Here is a 16,246-nt window from a genome sequence, read left to right as displayed (position 1 = left end):
AAGCGCGCGGCGACGCGGCTCAGTGCGCGGGCGCGGCGGCCGGGTCGGCCGGGGGCGGCACCGCGGCCGGGTCGGCCGGCGCGGCATCCGGGGGCGGGAGGGCCGGCTCACCCGGGGGGGGGCCGCCAGCGCCACCGCCGACGAGGCCACCGAGGCCGCCGGCCTTCTCCTGCAGGGTCTTGAGGTCGCTGGCGCTCAGCGAGATCTCGAAGGTGAGGAGGGCGTCCTTGGCGTCGATCTTGACGGTGTCGGCGACCGTGGCGGGCAGGCCGACCATCGCCAGGCCCATCTTCGCCATCGGCAGCGCCTCGTCGGCCTTCTTCTTGAGGCCCGAGGCCTGCTCGGCCGAGCCGAGGCCGGCGGCGAGCTTGACGCCGAGGCCGTCGCTCAGGTCGATCGAGCCCGAGAAGTCCTTCACGTCGACCTGCGCCTGGCCCTTGGCCATGCCGGCGAGCTGCTCGGGGGCGACGCCCGCGAACCAAATGTGGCGGCTCTGGTCGGCGCGGGTGAACAGATCCTTGTGCGGACCATCGACGGCGGCCTTGCCCTTGCCATCGACGAGATCCTTGACCGCGGCGGCCCACGGCTTGCTGGCGATCACGACCGTGCCGGCGTCGACGATGTAGCCGGTGCCGTCGTCCATCTTCAGCGTCTTCTTGCCGCCCTCGTCGGCGATCGTGAACGGGACCTTGCCGCCGTTCTTCTCCTTGGCCTTGTCGGCGATACAGGTCAGGTTCTTCTCGTCGCCGATACCGGTGCCGGTGACCACGACCGCGACGCCGTCCTTCGCGTCGGTGCCGATCAGGACAGAGGTGATCGCCTTCTCGGGATCGAGGTTGCAGGCCTTCGCGGCCTCAACAACGTCCTTGTAGCCGGCCTGCGACTCGGCAACAGCCTTGTTGTCGGCGTACAGCCTGCTCTTGAGCAAGCCGCCGACGTCGATGCCGGCCATGATGGTGGCTTGCTCGGGGATGAGCTTGCCGCCGGCGGCGCTCGCTCCGCCCTTGCAGGCGGGGATCGCGAGGAGCGCAGTGGCAGCGAGGGTCGTGAGGATCGTCCGCTTCATAACGGGGCACTAATACGCCACGAAATTTAATCGATCAACCAAAATAACCCGGGCTCAGGCCGGGTGAGGATGTGTCTTTCCGCCGGTCGGCGGACAGTGATCCAACCTGCCCAATTCTGCAGCGCGGCCGTAGGCTGCAGCGCAACCAGCGGCCTCCCGGGGGGCCTGGTCGGAGCTCGTACATGGCGTGGAAACGCTTCGTTTTCAAGGATCAAACGGTGTTCGTCCGCGTCCTCGCGTCCGGCAAACCCATCGTTCATCGCGGCCGGATCGAGATGCGGTACCGCCTGGGTGCCAGCAAGTCGTATCGCGCGACGCCCGACAACCTCATCGAGATCCCGGATGACACCGAGATCCTCTCCGATGACGCGTTCTCGGGGACTCCGACCCCCGCCGCCACGGTTCAGGTGGTCCGCGAGGAGCCGACGCGCGCGCCGACGGACGATACCATCATCATCCATACCGACGGCGCCTGCAGCGGCAACCCCGGCCCGGCCGGCATCGGCGTGCTCATCGAGCGCGGCGAGGAGGCGGTCGAGCACAGTGAGTTCATCGGCGAGGGCACCAACAACGTCGCCGAGCTGACGGCCATCCTGCGCGCGCTCGAAATGCTGCGCCCCGAGGACAAGGACGCGCACGTCCTCCTCTTTACCGACAGCGGCTGGAGCCTCGGCGTGCTGGTCGGCGGCTGGAAGGCCAAGGCCAATCTCGAGCTCATCGAGAAGATCAAAGAGAAGCTCGCCGAGTTCACTGGCGTCGAGCTGCTCAAGGTCCGCGGCCACGCCGGCCAGCCGGGCAACGAAGAGGCCGACGCGCTGGCGACCATGGCCGTCCGCCGCGAGGACTCTAGGACCCGAACGCGGCGGCGATCGAAGTCGCCCCTCCCCGCTGTTTGATCAGCTCGCGCAGCCGCGCGAGCCGCTGTTCGAGCGGGGTCCGCAGCTCGGGCTGCCGCTTGCGCAGCGCGGGATCGATCGGGTCGTTGTCGGGGTCGGCGAGATCGAGCGCGTGCAGCTCGAGGTGCAGCGCGGGGATCCGCAGCGCCTCGCGGTAGAGCGGCCCGCCGCGCAGCACGAAGGTCCCGACCATCGGCAGGCGCAGCAGCGGGCTGACGCTGATCGGCACCTCCCACATCCCGACGTCCGCCCGGTAGTAGGGATGCGCCGGGCCGACGAAGCTCCGCAGCCCGCGGGCCCGCGACTGCGACCGCCGCCCGCGCACACGGATCCACGCCATGGCCGCCAGCTTGGCCGCGTAGTACGGCAGCGACGGCAGCAGCGAGCTGTCGTAGCGGTAGCCGAGCGCGCCGGCCTGCTGCAGGAGCAGCTCGTCGTGGCTGTAGCCCGGCGCACGGAAGCCCCGCGGCTCGGCGCCGAGCTTGCGCAGCAGGTCGTCGCAGCGCCGCAGGTCCTGATAGACCTGTCCCGAAGGCCAGTCGACGAGGTCGTAGGCGTGGCTGTAGCTGTGGTTGCCGAGCTCGTGCCCCGACTGCGCGGCGAGGCCGAGCAGCGCGGCGCCGTGGCCGGGGCCCTGCATGTCGCGCTCGAGGTCGCGGCCGACCACGAAGAAGGTGGCGCGCGCGCCGGTCTCGCCGAACAGCCGGAGGAAGCGCGGCAGGCAGCGCCCGAGCACCACGTCGGCCTGCTCGGGCGTCGGCGGCGGCAGGCCGTGGATCGCGTGGTAGCAGGCGAGGTCGTCGAGGTCGACGCTGAGGATCGTACCGCGCAGCTCGGTCGTCATCACCGCTCCTTGGCGCCGCGTCCGAGGTGGATCGCGGCCATCAGTCGCGCCAGGTTCTTCAGCACCCGCGGCACCCGCCGCGCCAGGTGGATCGACGGCGCGCGCTTCTCTTCCAGCTCGACGGGGATCTCGGTGATCGGCACGCCCTCGCGCTGGGCCCGGATCACCAGCTCCGAGGCGAACACGTCGTGGCCGACGATGCAGCGGGCGACCACCGGCAACAGCGCGGCGCGGCGAAACGCCTTGAGCCCGTGCGTGTCGGTGCCGCGGTAACCGAGCGTGACCCGCAAGAGCCCATTGTAGGCCCGCGTGGCGGCGCGGCGACCGAGCGGCCGGCGATCATGCGCGCCCGCCATCGCCTTCGAACCCACCACGAGGTCGGCCGTGCCGGCGCGCAGCAGCGCCAGCGCGCGCCGGTGGAAATCGAGGTCGCACAGATCGATCTCTTCGCAGATCACGAAGCGACCCGCCGCTTGCTCGATCGCCATGCGCAGCGCGGCCCCGTAATTCGGCGCCGGGCACGAGAACCACTTCACCCGCGGATCGAGCGCGGCGAGCTCGGCGGCGAGCTCGCGCGTGCGGTCGCGGCTGCCGTTCTCCGCCAGCCACAGCTCGAAGTCTCGCCCCTCGGCGTCGAGGCCTCGCACCAGCTCGAGGACGCTGTCGCGGAGGATCGCCTCTTCGTTGTAGACGGGGATGACGATGCTGACCTCGGGTGCAGCCGTGGCGTTCATCGCGGCTCCTGTCCGGCGAGCCGCGCGGCCGCCCACTCGCTCGCCGCGCGCCCGGCCAGCAGACAGTCTTCCATGCTGTTGTAGATCCACCCGCCGTAGCGGCCGCAGCTGAGGATGGCCTGGCCTTCGAGCCAGCCGAGGACGGTGGCCCGCGCGGCGGCGTAGGCGGCGTCGAAGACGACGTAGGCGTGCTCGACGACGCGGACCTCGACGAAGCGGACGTCCTCCGCGGCCCGCAGCGCGCCGACCTCGACGAGGCCGGCGTAGACGGCGGCGAGGTCGATCGGACCTGTCCGCTCGTTCAGCTCGACGTAGAGCCCGCTGCAGCCCGGAGGGGCCATGCGCGGGGCGGCGTTCGAGTAGACGCCGACGCGGAAGAACGGCAGGCGCGGCTCGGGCACGTAGACCCAGTGATAGTCGCTCGGCGGCGGGGCGCCGACGGCGATGTCGAGGTAGCGCCAGCGGACGTAGCGGAGGGCGCCGGCGGCGTCGCGGACGTCGTCCGGCGCGGCGGGGATCCGGCGCACGAGCTCGGGCAACGGGATGCTCGAGACGAGGGCGTCGTAGCTGCGCCAGTCGGCCTCGGCGGCGAGCTTGAGACGTCGACCGACGACGTCGACCTCGTCGATGTCGCTGCCGAGCCGCAGCTCGACCTCGGGCCGCTCGGCGAGGCCCGCGCGCATTCGCTCCGGCACCGCGTCGATGCCCCCGGCCGTCGGGACGAGGAAGCTGGCGTTGTAGCCGAGGCCCTCCTGCGCCAGGCCGATGGCGCCGCCGATCACCTGCGCGGTGTCGGGGACCGGGATGTAGCGCGAGACCCACTCGGCGGTCAGCCGTTCGAGGTGCTCACCCCACAACTTGCGGTTGTACGGGACGAAGAAGTGCTTGGCGATCCCCGCGCCGAAGCGAGCCTCGGCGTAGCCGACGAAGCTCTGCGGCTCCGGCGCGCCCGTCGCCGCCTGCTCGCGCGCCGCCACGTAGCCGACCAGACACTCCTGCACGACCTCGAGCGGCAGGCCGTGAAGGTTGGCCTGGAACGGGTACGGCAGCTGCACGCCGTGGCTGTGGATGCAGGTGCGGCGCGCCACGCTGGCGAGCTCGCCGGGCCCGAACAGACCCTCGACGAGCGCCCGCACCGACGGGTCGCGCAGGTGCAGCCAGTGCCCGGTGACGTCGAACGTGAAGCCGTCGCGGCGGTGGCTGCGGGCGTGGCCGCCGACGCGAGCCTCGCGCTCGACCACCAGCACCGGCCCGCGCGCGTGCCAGGCCGCCGAGAGCCCGGTCAGGCCGGCTCCCAGCACCACGAGCGGCGTTCGCGGGGGCGATGACATGGGCCGCTCTTGTAGCAGGTCCGGGCGGGCGGCGCCTCGCACTCGGCGATGGACACGCGGATCTGCGGGCGGCACACTCAGCTCGCCCATGGAGCTCCAGAGTCTCGGCAAGTTCCGTCTGGTCCGGCCGCTCGCGGTGCGCAGCTCGGTGTTCCACCTGTTCCTCGCGCGCCACGAGGACGACCCGCAGACAGCGCCGCCGTCCTACGTCGTCAAGCTGCTGCCGTCCGGCTCGGGCCCGGAGCACGCGATATTGGCCGCTCAATTCGAGCACGAGATCCGGCTCTATCAGTCGTTCAATCACCCGGGCATCCCGAGCGCGCACGGCGAGGGCGCGCAGAACGGCGTGCGCTATCTCGTCCTCGACGCGATCGACGGCTGCGACCTGAGCGTGCTGCTCGGCCACGACGTCGGCCATCCGCGCGGCGTCAGCAAAGAGATCGCGGTCTACATCATGGGCCAGCTGGCCGACGCGCTGCACCACGTGCACACCGCCGAGGCCGAGGACAAGGGCAAGCTGGTCGAGCTGGGCGTGGTCCACCGCGACATCTGCCCGGCCAACGTGCTGCTGTCGCGCACCGGCCAGGTCATGCTGGCCGATTACAACTCGGCGACCAGCATCTGGCTGGCCCGCGAGAGCGACATGTCGCAGGCCGGCTCGAAGGCGTACATGGCCCCGGAGCGGGTGGTCGGGACGGCGGCCGCGACTGTCTCTTCGGACATCTTCGGCCTGGCCGTGATGCTGTGGGAGATGCTGAAGGGCCAGCGCTGCTTCAAGGCCGACGACGACCTCAAGACGATGGACGCGATCGTCAAGTTCGACGCCGGTCACCCGAGCCGCCGCCTGCCCGGGCTGTCGGCCAAGCTGGCCGAGATCGTGCGCAAGAACCTCGATCGCGACCCGGCCCGCCGCTACGCCGGGGCCTACCAGGTGCTGCAGCGCCTGGCCCAGTGCCCCGAGGCGTCCGCCGCGGAGCGGGCCCAGCAAGAGCTCGGGGCGCTGGTGGTCGAGGCCAGCGCCCGGGCGCAGGCCTGAGAGACATGTCCGCAGGGCCAGGCTCCGGCGACCCGGGCCGCCCCGGGCAAGGCTCGGAGGGCCTGTCCGAAGGGGCAGGGGCGGGAGGCCCGGGGTGGAGTGTCGGAGATGTTCGAGAGGACATGTCCGAAGCGACATGTTCCGAAGGGCGCGGCCCGGACGTCGAAGCGCCAGCCTCCGGCGACGCAGGCAATGAGCGCGGCGACAGCCTGCGGGCCAGCGTGCGAGCGGAGGCGCCGGTGCTGGTGCCGCTCGCCGTGGCGGTGTTCGCCGCGACCTCGTACTTCTCGGGCCCGCCCGCGTGGAACCAGAACTCGCGCCTGGCCCTGACGCGCGCGCTGGTCGAGCAGGGCACGACGATCATCGACGACTACCACGCGACCACCGGCGACAAGAGCCAGCGGGACGGCCACTTCTACAGCGACAAGGCGCCCGGCACGTCGCTGCTGGCGGCGCCCGCCTACGCGCTCTACTACGGGGCCGGGCGGCTGGTCGGCGCCGACGCGCCCGAGGTCCGTCTGGTCCCGCTCGACCCGCGCGACCCCAACCGCGACCCGGCGGCCCGCCGTCCCGGCGACCGGCTGTTCTACAACCAGGCCTACCGGACCGCGCTGTACGTCAGCCGCGTGGGCTCGGTCGGGGTGTTCGCGGTGCTCGGCGCGCTGGCGCTGTACCTGCTGGCGCTGCGCCGCCTCGGCGACCGCGCCGGGGCGCTGCTGCTGGCGGCGACCTACGCGCTGGCGACCCCGGCGCTGATCTACGGCTCGGCGCTCTACGGCCACCAGCTGTGCGCCGACCTGCTGCTGCTCGGGTTCGCCGGCATCCTCTTGGGACATGGTCGAACAGCCATGGCCTTCGGGACGGGCATGTGCCTCGGGCTGGCGGTGCTGTGCGAGTACCCGGCGGCGGTCCCGGTCGCGCTGCTGTGGCTGTTCGCCTGGCTGCGCCGCGGGACCCGCTTCGCCGTGGTGGCGGCGCTCGGCGGGGCGCCGGCGGCGATCGCCCTGGCGATCTACCACTCGGTGGCGTTCGGCGGCCCGCTCAAGACCGGCTACGATTTCGTCTACCTGGCCGAGTTCGCCGAGGGCATGCGCGTCAACTACGGCATCCACGCGCCGGACCCCGGGGTGCTGCTGGAGCTGCTGTTCGGGGCGTTCCGCGGGCTGTTCTACCTGGCGCCGGTGCTGCTGCTGGCGCCGTGGGGGCTGGCGTGCGAGCTGCGCGGCTGGCCACCTGGCCCATGGAGCAGGTCCTCGGGGACATGGCCGGTGAGGCAGGTCGCTGCGGTGTGCCTGGGGGTGATCGGCTTCTACCTGGCGCTCAACGCCGGCTATTACATGTGGGACGGCGGGGCGGCGATCGGCCCGCGCCACTGCGTGCCGATGCTGCCGTTCCTGGCGCTGGCGCTGGCGCCGGCGATCCGCGCGGTGCCGCGGGCAGTGCTGGGCCTGGCGCTGCTGTCGGGTGCATTGACGCTGCTGCTGGCAGCGTCGGCCCCGGAGGCGCCGCAGTTCGGCGACCCGCTGTGGGGCCACGCGTGGCCGCGGATCTGGGCGACGGACACCGGCTACACCGGGCCGGCGAACCTCGGGCGAATGCTCGGGCTGCCAGGCCCGCTCAGCCTGGTGCCGCTGTTGCTGGTGCTGGCGTGGTGCTACGCGCAGGCGCGGCCGCATCTGGGCGCCCGAGCCTGAAGCGCTCGGTGGGCCGGCGCGGTCCAGGATTAGCGGTGTCACGATCCCGCTGACCATCGAATGATGCGACGGGGGTCAGGAAGCAGGCATTGGGCGTGGACCCGCGCACCGCTTGCGATACCCTCTGCGCGAACTCTTTTCCGCAGGAGGCAAAGATGCCCAACTTGCTCGTCAACATCGATGTGCCTGATGTCTCTGCTGCCGAGGCGTTTTACGTGCGCGCGTTCGGCTTCACCGCGGGGCGGCGGTTCGGCGGCGGGGGCGTCGAGCTGCTCGGCGCGGGCGTGCCGCTGTATCTGCTGCAGAAACCGGTCGATTCGCCGGCCTGGCCGGATGCGCCGGTCGGGCGCGACTATCGGCGCCACTGGACGCCGGTGCACCTCGATGTCGTGGTCGACGCGCTCGAGCCGGCGCTCGCGCGGGCGCAGGTCGAGGGCGCCACGGTCGAGGGGCCGATCCGCGACGCGGTGTGGGGCCGGATGGCGCTGCTCGCCGACCCGTGGGGCCACGGGGTGTGCATCCTGCAGTTCAAGGGCCGCGGCTACGACGAGCTGATCTCGCCGGCGTGAGCGGCTCGCTCGCTCCCGCGTCCGTCTGCGACGAGCGTGAGATGTCCGAAGGGACATGGCCATCATTTCGGGCCACGCAAGAAGCAGCATGTCCCGAAGGACAGGCTTCCAAGAAGCTCGACGCGAGAAAAGCCTGTCCCGAAGGACAGGCTCATCGTGACACGCGACACAAGAGCAGCCTGTATTTTTAAAATACAGGCTGCGCTCGGCGTTCGGGCGGCTCAGGCCGCCGAGGAGCGCTCGCCCCAGGCCAGCGGGTCGCGGGCGAGGCGGGGCGCCCAGGGCGTGTCGGCGACGGCGCGCAGGGCCGCCAGCATCTCCGCCGCGCTCGGGTAGCGCTCGGCGGGGTCGCTGGCGACGGACTTGAGGATGACCGCCTCGAAGGCGTCGGGGATCTCGACGGCCGGGGCGGCGCGGCGGAGGGCGATCGGGCCGCTCGTGGGGCGGCGCGGGACGAACAGGCTGCCGCCGGAGTACGGCATCTTGTCGGTGAGCAGGCGGAACATCAGCACGCCGAGGGCGAAGATGTCGACGCGGTGGTCGTACGGTCCGCCGCGCAGCTGCTCCTGCGGCATGTAGCCGGGCGTGCCGATCACCGGGCCCGAGGTGCGGCGGCCGTCGCTGCCGCGCGTCACGGCGACGCGACCGCCGAAGCTCGACACGCCGAAGTCGAGCACCTTGATGAAGTCGGCGGTGCCGCCGTGGGTGATGCGGAAGCAGTTGCCGGGCTTGATGTCACAATGCACCACGCCGCGGGCGTGGGCCGTCACCAGCGCCTCGCACACCTGGGTGCCGATCGACAGCACGCGCCGCCAGTCGAGCGGGCCGTCCTGGGCCAGCGTGACCGCGAGGTCCTCGCCTTCGAGGCACTCCATCACCATGAACACGAGCTCGCTGTCGTCATGCGCGAGCTCGATGATGTCGATGATGTGTTCGCTGCGCAGCGCCGCCGCGGCGTGCGCCTCGTGGGTGAAACGCGCGACGGTGTCGGCGTCGGAGAGGCCGGGGTCGAGGACCTTGACGGCGACGCGCCGCCGCAGCTCGACGTGCTCGGCCTCGTAGATGGTGGCGCCGCTGCCGCCGTGACCGAGACGACGGAGCAGCTCGTATCGGCCGCCTAAGACGCGGCCGGTGAGGTCGACGGACGGGCGGCGGCTACATGGGGCGCGCGGCGCGTCGGGTTCGCGACTTCGCTTGGGTTCATGCATTCGGGGGGTGAATGGAGAGTAACCACGCCGCACTCGAGGCGGCAATGTCTTCGGGACAGATCGATCGACGCGTGCATGCGCATGCGACGATCCCCAGGCGAGTTCGCAAAGATGCACAGCGACTGTGCCCAAGGGTGCGGTCAGGCGCGCGAACGTGAGCGCCAGCCCGCGGGCCGCTGTGCGGCGCGCCGACGCACATGTTCTTCAGGACATGTCCGAAAGTTATGGCGTGGCAGGCGCCCCGAGTCGGCCGCGCGGCGCCGACGGCGAGCGCGGCGAGCCGGGTCGCGCGCGCCAGTGCACATGTCCCCGGGGACATGTCGAGCGCGGTCACGGCTGCCAGCGGGCTCGGCTGCGCGCGCCAGTGCACATGTCCTTCGGGACATGTGATTGTCGCAGCTCGCGGTCGATCGGGCCATGCACGACGCCGTGATCGTGCGCGTCGCCTCACGCGAACTTCGGGACATGTCCGACGCTCGCGGCGAACACGCGAGCGCCCTCGCACCGCGCGGCGCGAGGGCGGGTTTGCAGCGAACGGGCTCAGCCGCCGAGCAGCTTCGGCATGTCCTGGCCGGCCAGCGGGAAGCGGGCCGTGACCTCGGCGGTGTCGATGCCGGCCAGCTTGCGCAGCGCGAGGTGGATGCTCTCGGGCGTGAGCTTCGAGCCCTTGCCGACGGCGAGGCTGGTCGGGTCGACGAGGGCGCCGAATTGCTCGGCGTCGGTGGCCCCGACCACGCGATTGCCGGCGATGCCGCGGCCCATCATCATCAGGCTGGTGACCGGCCAGTGGTCCTTGCCGGCGTACTCGTTGTCGCCGTTGTAGCCGGGGCCGCGGGCGAAGTCGGAGCCGATGACCACTGTCAGTTTGTCGGCGATGCCGGCCGCCTCGGCCTCTTTCATGAAGAAATCGACGCCGGCGAGCAGCTTGGCCAGCTGGCGCACCTGGTCGCGGTCGTGGTTGCCGTGGGTGTCGAAGCCGCCGATGTTGAGGTTGGCGGCCACGGCCATGCGCGCCTTGAAGGCCGCGACCGCGAACTGGCTCTGCTGCATGAAGCCCTGCAGGTCGCCGAGCTGATAGCCGGGCAGCGTCGCCGGCTCGGCCGGCAGCGCCAGGCCCTTCAGCAGCTTCTCGCCGCCGCGCGCCAGGAACAGCTCGTTCATCGCCGCCTTGCTGCGCGGCAGGCGAGCGGCGGCCATCTGCGCCTCGAGCCGCGCCGTCTGGGCCTTGCGGATCCGCTCCATCGTCTTGTCGGAGTGGAACTTGTCGGTCTCGGCGTTGTTCGGGTCGGTGAGGTTGGGGTTGGCGATCTTCTTGACCGCGTCGACGCTGCTGATGCGCGTCAGCGGCACGAGGCCCTCGGTGGCGTCGAAGCCCCCGGCGCTGACGTACGCGAAGGTGCTCTCGGGCGCCCGCGCGGCCGCCACGAGCGCGCCGAAGGCCGGGAAGCCCTCGGGCAGGCGGCCGCTCCAGGTCGCGCGCGCGCCGGCGTCGTGGTTGTTGGTCGCCATGTCGACGCCGTTGAGCACGAGCAGCTGGCTGCCGTACTTGGTGAAGAAGTCGGCGTTCGACATCAGGTACGCGACCTCGGCCTCCTCGAGGCCGAGCGCGACCGGGTCGAGGCCGATCGGCGCGTAGTGGATGTTGCCCTGCGAGGCGCTGGCGGCGTAGAGCCGGTTGAGCGGGCCCTGCTCCTTGGGGTCGCACAGGTAGACGGGGTCCCACCCGCCCGAGGCGCTGATGAGCACGAAGTACGGGCCCTCGTACGGCTCGGCGTCGGCGAGGGCGCGGCGCACCCCCACCGGCGCGGCGACGGCGAGCCCGGACATGGCGGCGATCTTCAAGAACTTGCGGCGATCCATGGTGGTAGCTCCTTCGTCGTCGGCGTCACTCGTAGAGGAACTGGTAGTCCGACAGCATGTACGTCATCACCGCCATCCACGCGCGGATGGTGTAGTTCTTGTCGGTCTCGATCTTCTCGGCGTCGGGCAGGTCGACGTTGGTGTTGGGGTCGACGCGGGCCTGGCACCACCAGCTCAGCCACTCGTTCTCGGTCCCGCCGGCGACGGCCGCGGTGCCGTCCTTCCATGTCCCGAGGAACAGGTCGTAGGCGCGCTGGATCTCCGGGTCGTCGGCCGCGAGCGTCTCGCCGAGCACGCGCTGATGGAGGTGGACGAGGTTGGCCTTGATGGCGGCGACGTTGTCGGGCACCTCGGCGCCGGTCTCGCTCAGCGGCACGGTGTCGAGCGTGACCTTCGGGAACAGCCGCCGCTTGTCGGTCGCGCGCGAGAAGTCGTAGGCCGTGACGGCGCAGGCGACCTCGTTGGCCATGCGCCCGGCGACCGCGCCCATGATGCCGTTCATGCGCGTGAGTCGCTGGGTGATGCTGTCGGAGTCGATGCCGCCGTAGAGGATCCGGTAGTCGGTGGTCAGCCAGTCATTGAGGTCCCAGCCGCGGATCCACCGGATGCCGGTGGTCGCCTGGAGCTTGTTCGCCAGCAGCTCGGGGGTCGACAGCCGGCCGTGGCCGACGACCGCGAGCTCCTCGCTGTCGGCCGCGGAAAGCTCGGTCGCGTCGAGGCTGAGGCCGCGGAAGTACGGGCTCATGACCACGCCGACGATCACGGTCTTGAGGTTGTATTCGTCGGCCACGAACTCGTCGCCGATCTGGCGGAACAGGGCGTCCTGGGCCTCCCAGGCGTCGAGCTTGGCGCTGTACAGCGGGTCCTCGGCGTCGGCCGGGAACAGCAGCGGCTCGGTCCCGGTCAGCGCGCGGAACACGGTGTGCACGGTGGCGATGACGAACCGCGGATCCTTGACGAGGCGCGCGGCCAACCACTCGAGCGACTTGGAGAACTCCGACTTCGGGATGTCCTCGCCGTCGAAGCCGGGCGCGAACATCTCCGGGAACCACTCGCGGGTGGTCAGGACCTCCATGTCGTAGTCGTCGTAGTTCTGGAACGCGCCGGCCACCGGGTCGAGCAGCTGGTGGCAGAAGTTGCACTGCTTGTCATCGCGCGTCGGGTTCGAGTACGCCTCCGACAGCGACGGGTCGATCGGCCGCTCGCCGATGCGCAGCACGTCGGTGGCGAGGAACAGCTTGTAGGTCATCCGCGCGCGGTGGCGGTTGCGGTTGGTCGGCGTGGTCGGGAAGCGGTTGAGGAACATCGGCGAGCTGAGCACGCCGGCGTGCGGCAGGGTCTTCTTGCCGCCGCGCACGCTGAACAGCTTGGCCTCCTTGAACTCGCGCGGGTCGGCCGGGTCGGCGAAGCCGAGGTCGAGGTCGTAGAGCTGGGCCGAGAACGGGTTGAGCACCGTGTAGTCGGCGGTGAGGATCTCGGTGAAGGGGCGGTCGTTGCGGACGACGTAGTTGATCAGGTCGATCGGCTCGCGCGCGGCGGCGCGGTTGACCTGGTAGCGCAGCGCGTCCTGGCCCTCGAGGCCCTCCCACCACGCGCCGGCGTTCGGGAAGTCCTCGCTGTTGAGGATGTTGACCGCGAAGCCGGTGTAGACGAGGTAGCGGTCGGTCAGCAGCAGGTCGTTGAAGATGTCGCCGAGGCGGTCGTAGAAGCCGTCCTCCTCGAGCACGCCGCGCACGGCCTCGGCCAGCGCGTCGTCGCCGGCGGCGGCCTCCTTGAGCTCCTCGGCGGTCGGCAGGCGGCCCGCGAGGTGCAGCGTGGCCTTGCGCAGGGTCTGCTCGGGGCTCATCAGTTCGACGGCGTCGAGGTCGGCGCCGTCGTTGCCGGGGCACTCGCGCGGGGCCTTGAGCTGGGCGAGCAGGCTCTCGAGGATCCGGTACTCCTCGCTGTCGGGCTTGATGACCTCGCCGCCGCCGTGCTTGGTCTTGGCGGTCGGCTTGGCCAGCAGCGCCGAGAGGTCGTCGTAGCTGACCGAGGCGTTCTCGGTGACGGCCGCGAGGTTGGCGTCGAGGAAGCCGGGGTAGGAGGCGGGCAGCAGGCGGAACTCGGCGCCCTGCTCCTCGGCGATGCCGGCCGGGCCGTGGCACGAGATGCAGGTCTTGCCGAGCACCTTGGGCCAGGCCTCGTTGGCGAAGAACTCGCGGGTCGAGACGCAGCTGTCGTCGTCGCCGCCGAAGCCGCCGTCCTTGCAAGCGCCGAGGGCCGCGGCAGCGAGGCCGGCGATGCCCAGGGCCATGAACGTCGGCGCAGATCGCCGTTTAACAGTCGAGGTCATGCAAAGCCTCCCGGGTGGGACGGCCCGCACGTTATCGCGGCGCCGGCGATCGCAGCAAGAGTCGCGAGCGGGGGCGAGGGGCCTCGCGGCGCGCGGGCCGGTCCTCACGTCGCTCGGCGGCTCGCAGTTCCGCGCACGCGCGAGCTGGCCGGGAGGACATGTGCGAGGTCGCGACGACCTCTCCACTCGATGCGCGATCAGGGCTTGAGGCGCGCACTCTCGTCCGCGCGCGGCGGGTGCCGCAGCGGGTGCCACGAGTTGCTGTCGCGCAGGCCGCGGTAGCTGACGGGGACGGTGACGGTGAAGGTGGAGCCGGCGCCGGGGCTCGAGGTCACGTCGATCTCGCCGCCCATGAGGCGACAGAAGCGACGGGTGATGGCGAGGCCGAGGCCCGTGCCGGTGGTCTTGCGCGCGCCCGGCTCGACGACCTGCGTGAACGGCTCGAACAGGGTAGCGAGCGCGCCCTGGGCGATGCCGCGGCCGGTGTCGCGGACGGTGAAGACGAGGCAGATGATGCCGGCGGCGCTGCGCTGACGCAGGCCGAGGACGATGGCGCCGCTCTCGGTGAACTTGGCGGCGTTGCCGAGCAAGTTGAGCAGGACCTGGCGCAGCTTGTGACGGTCGCTGTACATCGGCGCCGAGTCCTGCTCGAGCTCCAGCGTCAGCGTGTTGCGGTTGGCGGCGATCAGCGGGCGGATGGCGTCGGCGACCTCGCGCATCAGCCGGGCGGCGTCGAACTCCTCGAGCACCATGTCCATCTTGCCGGCCTCGATCTTCGAGAGGTCGAGGATCTCGTTGATGATCGTCAGCAGGTGCTGGGCGGCCTGGACGATGTTGTCGGCGTCGCGAGCGTAGCCGTCGTGGCCGTGGTCGCGGGCTTGCTCGTGCAGCATCTCGCCGTAGCCGATGATCGCCGACAGCGGCGTGCGCAGCTCGTGGCTCATGTGGGCGAGGAAGGTGCTCTTGGCCCGGCTGGCGGCCTGCGAGCGGTCGCTGACGGCGCTCAGCTCGCGGTTGAGGGCCTGCAGGCGCCGCTCCTGTTCGCTGCGCTCGCTGACCTCGGCCTGCAGGCGGTGGGTCTGCTGCTCCTGGGCGCGCAGGAGGGCGCGGACCTGGCCGGCCATGACATCGAAGCGGCGCGCGAGGGCGTCGATCTCGTCGCCGGTGCGGGAGGTCGGGCGCGGATCGTCGCCGGTGAAGCGGGCCATGGCGCTGGCGAGCCGCGCGATCGGGGCGGCGAGCCGCCGGCTGAGGGCGAAGGCGCCGAGGCTGGCGACGGCGGCGACGAGGAGGGTGATCCACTGGACGCGGCGCGCGTGCTCGGCGGTGACGGCGGTGAAGCTGGCCGAGGGGCGCACGAGGGCGAGGGTCCAGTCGGCGTCGGCGATGCGCGCGACGGCGGCGAGGCGGCCGTCGTCGAGGCGCGCGGCGACGGTGGGCTGGGCCAGGGTGCGCGGCAGCGGCGAGGTCCGGGCGGCTGGGGCGGCAGGCGGCACGGCGGCGTAGCCGGGCACCAGCGCGGCGAGCTCGGGCGGGCCGAACAGCGGGCGATCTTCGCGGTCGCGCAGGACCACGGCGACGCCGCCGGTGGCCGCGATGTCGGTGCTCCACTGGCGGACGAGGCCGGGCCGCAGGGCGAAGGCGAGGGTGCAGGCGGCGTCGTCACCGACCGGCGCGCTCAGGACCAGGACGTCGCGCGCGTGGCGATCGACGGCGAAGGCGACCGACTCGGGCGGCGGGGCGGCGAGCGGGAATTCGCCGACGACCAGCACGCGCTGGCCGACGGCGCCCCACAAGCCGGCGGCGTCGATCGCCGAGTCACGATCTTCGGTCCAGCGCCGCAGCCGCCGCGCCAGCGCCTCGCGGGCCGCCGCCGGGCCGCTGCAGGCCGCCAGGGCCCCGTCGCCGCCGGCGAGGGCCCGCAGCGAGGCGAGCGGGCCGGCGAGGAAGCCGTCCCACGCGCTCGCCGATTGAGATGCACTTTCGGACATGTCCGAAAGCGCAGCCTCGAGGTCGTCCGCGGCCAGGCGCAGGCGGGCGTCGATGCGGACCACGAACAGCGGGGCGAGGGCGACCGTGAGGGTGACGAGGGTGAGCTTGATCTTGAGCGAGTAGCGGGCGAAGTCGCGGACGGCCAGCACGCCGGCGACGATCAGGGCGGCGATGCAGGTGAGGTCGTAGAGCAGGGCGCTCGGGACGTCGATGGTGCGCGTCGGCAGCGGCGCCAGCTCGAGCGCGCCGAGAGTGAGGGCGGCGAACACGGCGACGACGGTCCACAGGTCGACCCGCGCCGGCGCGACCACCTGCGGGGCGGTGGCGAGGATCAAGAACGCGGTCGCGCAGGCGAGCACCAGCAGCGGCAGGGCGACAAACAGGCCGACGCCGGCGATGGTGACGAGGATGACGACGTAGCCGAGCTCGAGCGCGCGCCCGGGGTCGACGCGGGCGCGGCGGAGGCCCAAACCGCAGACGGCGACGAACACCGACGCGAGCCCGAGGCCGACCAGGTGATGCCAAGAGTGGCGGGTCAGCAGCGCGACGGCGTCGACGAGCGTCAACAGGCCGCCGGAGACGGTCAGCCAGGCGAGGACGCCGCGGGCGAGTCGGACCCGTCGCTCGTGTTCTGGATCGGTGCCCATCCGGCGCGTCGGCCACAGACTACACCTGGCGCGCGCC

The 16,246-nt window shown here is 71.6% G+C and carries 12 protein-coding genes; 4 read left to right on the top strand and 8 right to left on the bottom strand.

The window, feature by feature from the left end; all coding sequences use genetic code 11:
• Nucleotides 1–19 precede the first annotated feature (19 nt).
• Nucleotides 20–1,066: a hypothetical protein gene (locus POL25_RS12565; protein ID WP_272086215.1), complete on the bottom strand. Its 1,047-nt coding sequence runs from the start codon at nt 1,064–1,066 to the stop codon at nt 20–22.
• A 182-nt stretch (nt 1,067–1,248) separates the two neighbouring features.
• Here POL25_RS12565 and POL25_RS12560 point away from each other — a divergent pair, with 182 nt between their 5' ends.
• Nucleotides 1,249–1,962, top strand: coding sequence for a ribonuclease HI (locus tag POL25_RS12560; RefSeq protein ID WP_272086214.1), 714 nt, complete (start codon nt 1,249–1,251; stop codon nt 1,960–1,962).
• Here the strand turns inward: POL25_RS12560 and POL25_RS12555 are convergent.
• From POL25_RS12555 to POL25_RS12545, 3 genes are read right to left on the bottom strand one after another with little or no spacing between them, the layout of a single operon-like run.
• The gene (locus POL25_RS12555) at nt 1,913–2,806 is read right to left on the bottom strand and encodes a polysaccharide deacetylase family protein (protein ID WP_272086213.1); all 894 of its coding nucleotides are present in this window, start codon (nt 2,804–2,806) and stop codon (nt 1,913–1,915) included. The genes POL25_RS12560 and POL25_RS12555 overlap by 50 nt on opposite strands.
• Nucleotides 2,806–3,540 (bottom strand): glycosyltransferase family 2 protein, encoded by a 735-nt coding sequence (locus tag POL25_RS12550; RefSeq protein ID WP_272086212.1) that lies wholly within the window; start codon nt 3,538–3,540, stop codon nt 2,806–2,808. Before POL25_RS12550 ends, POL25_RS12555 begins: the two co-directional genes overlap by 1 nt.
• The gene (locus POL25_RS12545) at nt 3,537–4,871 is read right to left on the bottom strand and encodes a protoporphyrinogen/coproporphyrinogen oxidase (protein WP_272086211.1); all 1,335 of its coding nucleotides are present in this window, start codon (nt 4,869–4,871) and stop codon (nt 3,537–3,539) included. The genes POL25_RS12550 and POL25_RS12545 overlap by 4 nt, the downstream gene beginning before the upstream one ends.
• An 88-nt stretch (nt 4,872–4,959) precedes the next feature.
• Between POL25_RS12545 and POL25_RS12540 the strand changes: the two genes are divergently transcribed.
• The 3 genes from POL25_RS12540 (at nt 4,960) to POL25_RS12530 (ending at nt 8,170) form a co-directional block, all read left to right on the top strand.
• Complete coding sequence (locus POL25_RS12540; protein ID WP_272086210.1) at nt 4,960–5,907, top strand: serine/threonine protein kinase; 948 nt, start codon at nt 4,960–4,962, stop codon at nt 5,905–5,907.
• A 122-nt stretch (nt 5,908–6,029) separates the two neighbouring features.
• Nucleotides 6,030–7,601, top strand: a complete 1,572-nt coding sequence (locus POL25_RS12535; protein ID WP_272086209.1) for a hypothetical protein — start codon at nt 6,030–6,032, stop codon at nt 7,599–7,601.
• A gap of 155 nt (nt 7,602–7,756) precedes the next feature.
• Nucleotides 7,757–8,170 (top strand): VOC family protein, encoded by a 414-nt coding sequence (locus tag POL25_RS12530; protein ID WP_272086208.1) that lies wholly within the window; start codon nt 7,757–7,759, stop codon nt 8,168–8,170.
• Between the two features lie 221 nt (nt 8,171–8,391).
• Here the strand turns inward: POL25_RS12530 and POL25_RS12525 are convergent, their stop codons facing one another.
• The 4 genes from POL25_RS12525 to POL25_RS12510 all read right to left on the bottom strand — a co-directional run bounded on the left by POL25_RS12525 (nt 8,392) and on the right by POL25_RS12510 (nt 16,209).
• Nucleotides 8,392–9,378 carry a serine/threonine-protein kinase gene (locus POL25_RS12525; RefSeq protein WP_272086207.1) on the bottom strand — a complete coding sequence of 329 codons (987 nt, stop codon included), beginning with the start codon at nt 9,376–9,378 and terminating at the stop codon, nt 8,392–8,394.
• A 540-nt stretch (nt 9,379–9,918) separates the two neighbouring features.
• Nucleotides 9,919–11,238 (bottom strand): DUF1501 domain-containing protein, encoded by a 1,320-nt coding sequence (locus tag POL25_RS12520; protein WP_272086206.1) that lies wholly within the window; start codon nt 11,236–11,238, stop codon nt 9,919–9,921.
• Nucleotides 11,239–11,263: 25 nt separating this feature from the next.
• On the bottom strand, nt 11,264–13,531 hold the full coding sequence (locus tag POL25_RS12515; RefSeq protein WP_272086205.1) for a DUF1588 domain-containing protein: 2,268 nt from the start codon (nt 13,529–13,531) through the stop codon (nt 11,264–11,266).
• 236 nt (nt 13,532–13,767) lie between these two features.
• On the bottom strand, nt 13,768–16,209 hold the full coding sequence (locus POL25_RS12510) for a sensor histidine kinase (RefSeq protein ID WP_272086204.1): 2,442 nt from the start codon (nt 16,207–16,209) through the stop codon (nt 13,768–13,770).
• Between the last annotated feature and the right edge of the window lie 37 nt (nt 16,210–16,246).

This window comes from Nannocystis bainbridge (assembly GCF_028368995.1).
Taxonomy (GTDB): Bacteria; Myxococcota_A; Polyangia; order Nannocystales; family Nannocystaceae; genus Nannocystis; species Nannocystis bainbridge.
The sequence above is the reverse complement of the archived record's forward strand: the minus strand, read 5'-3'. Positions and strand labels throughout refer to the sequence as shown.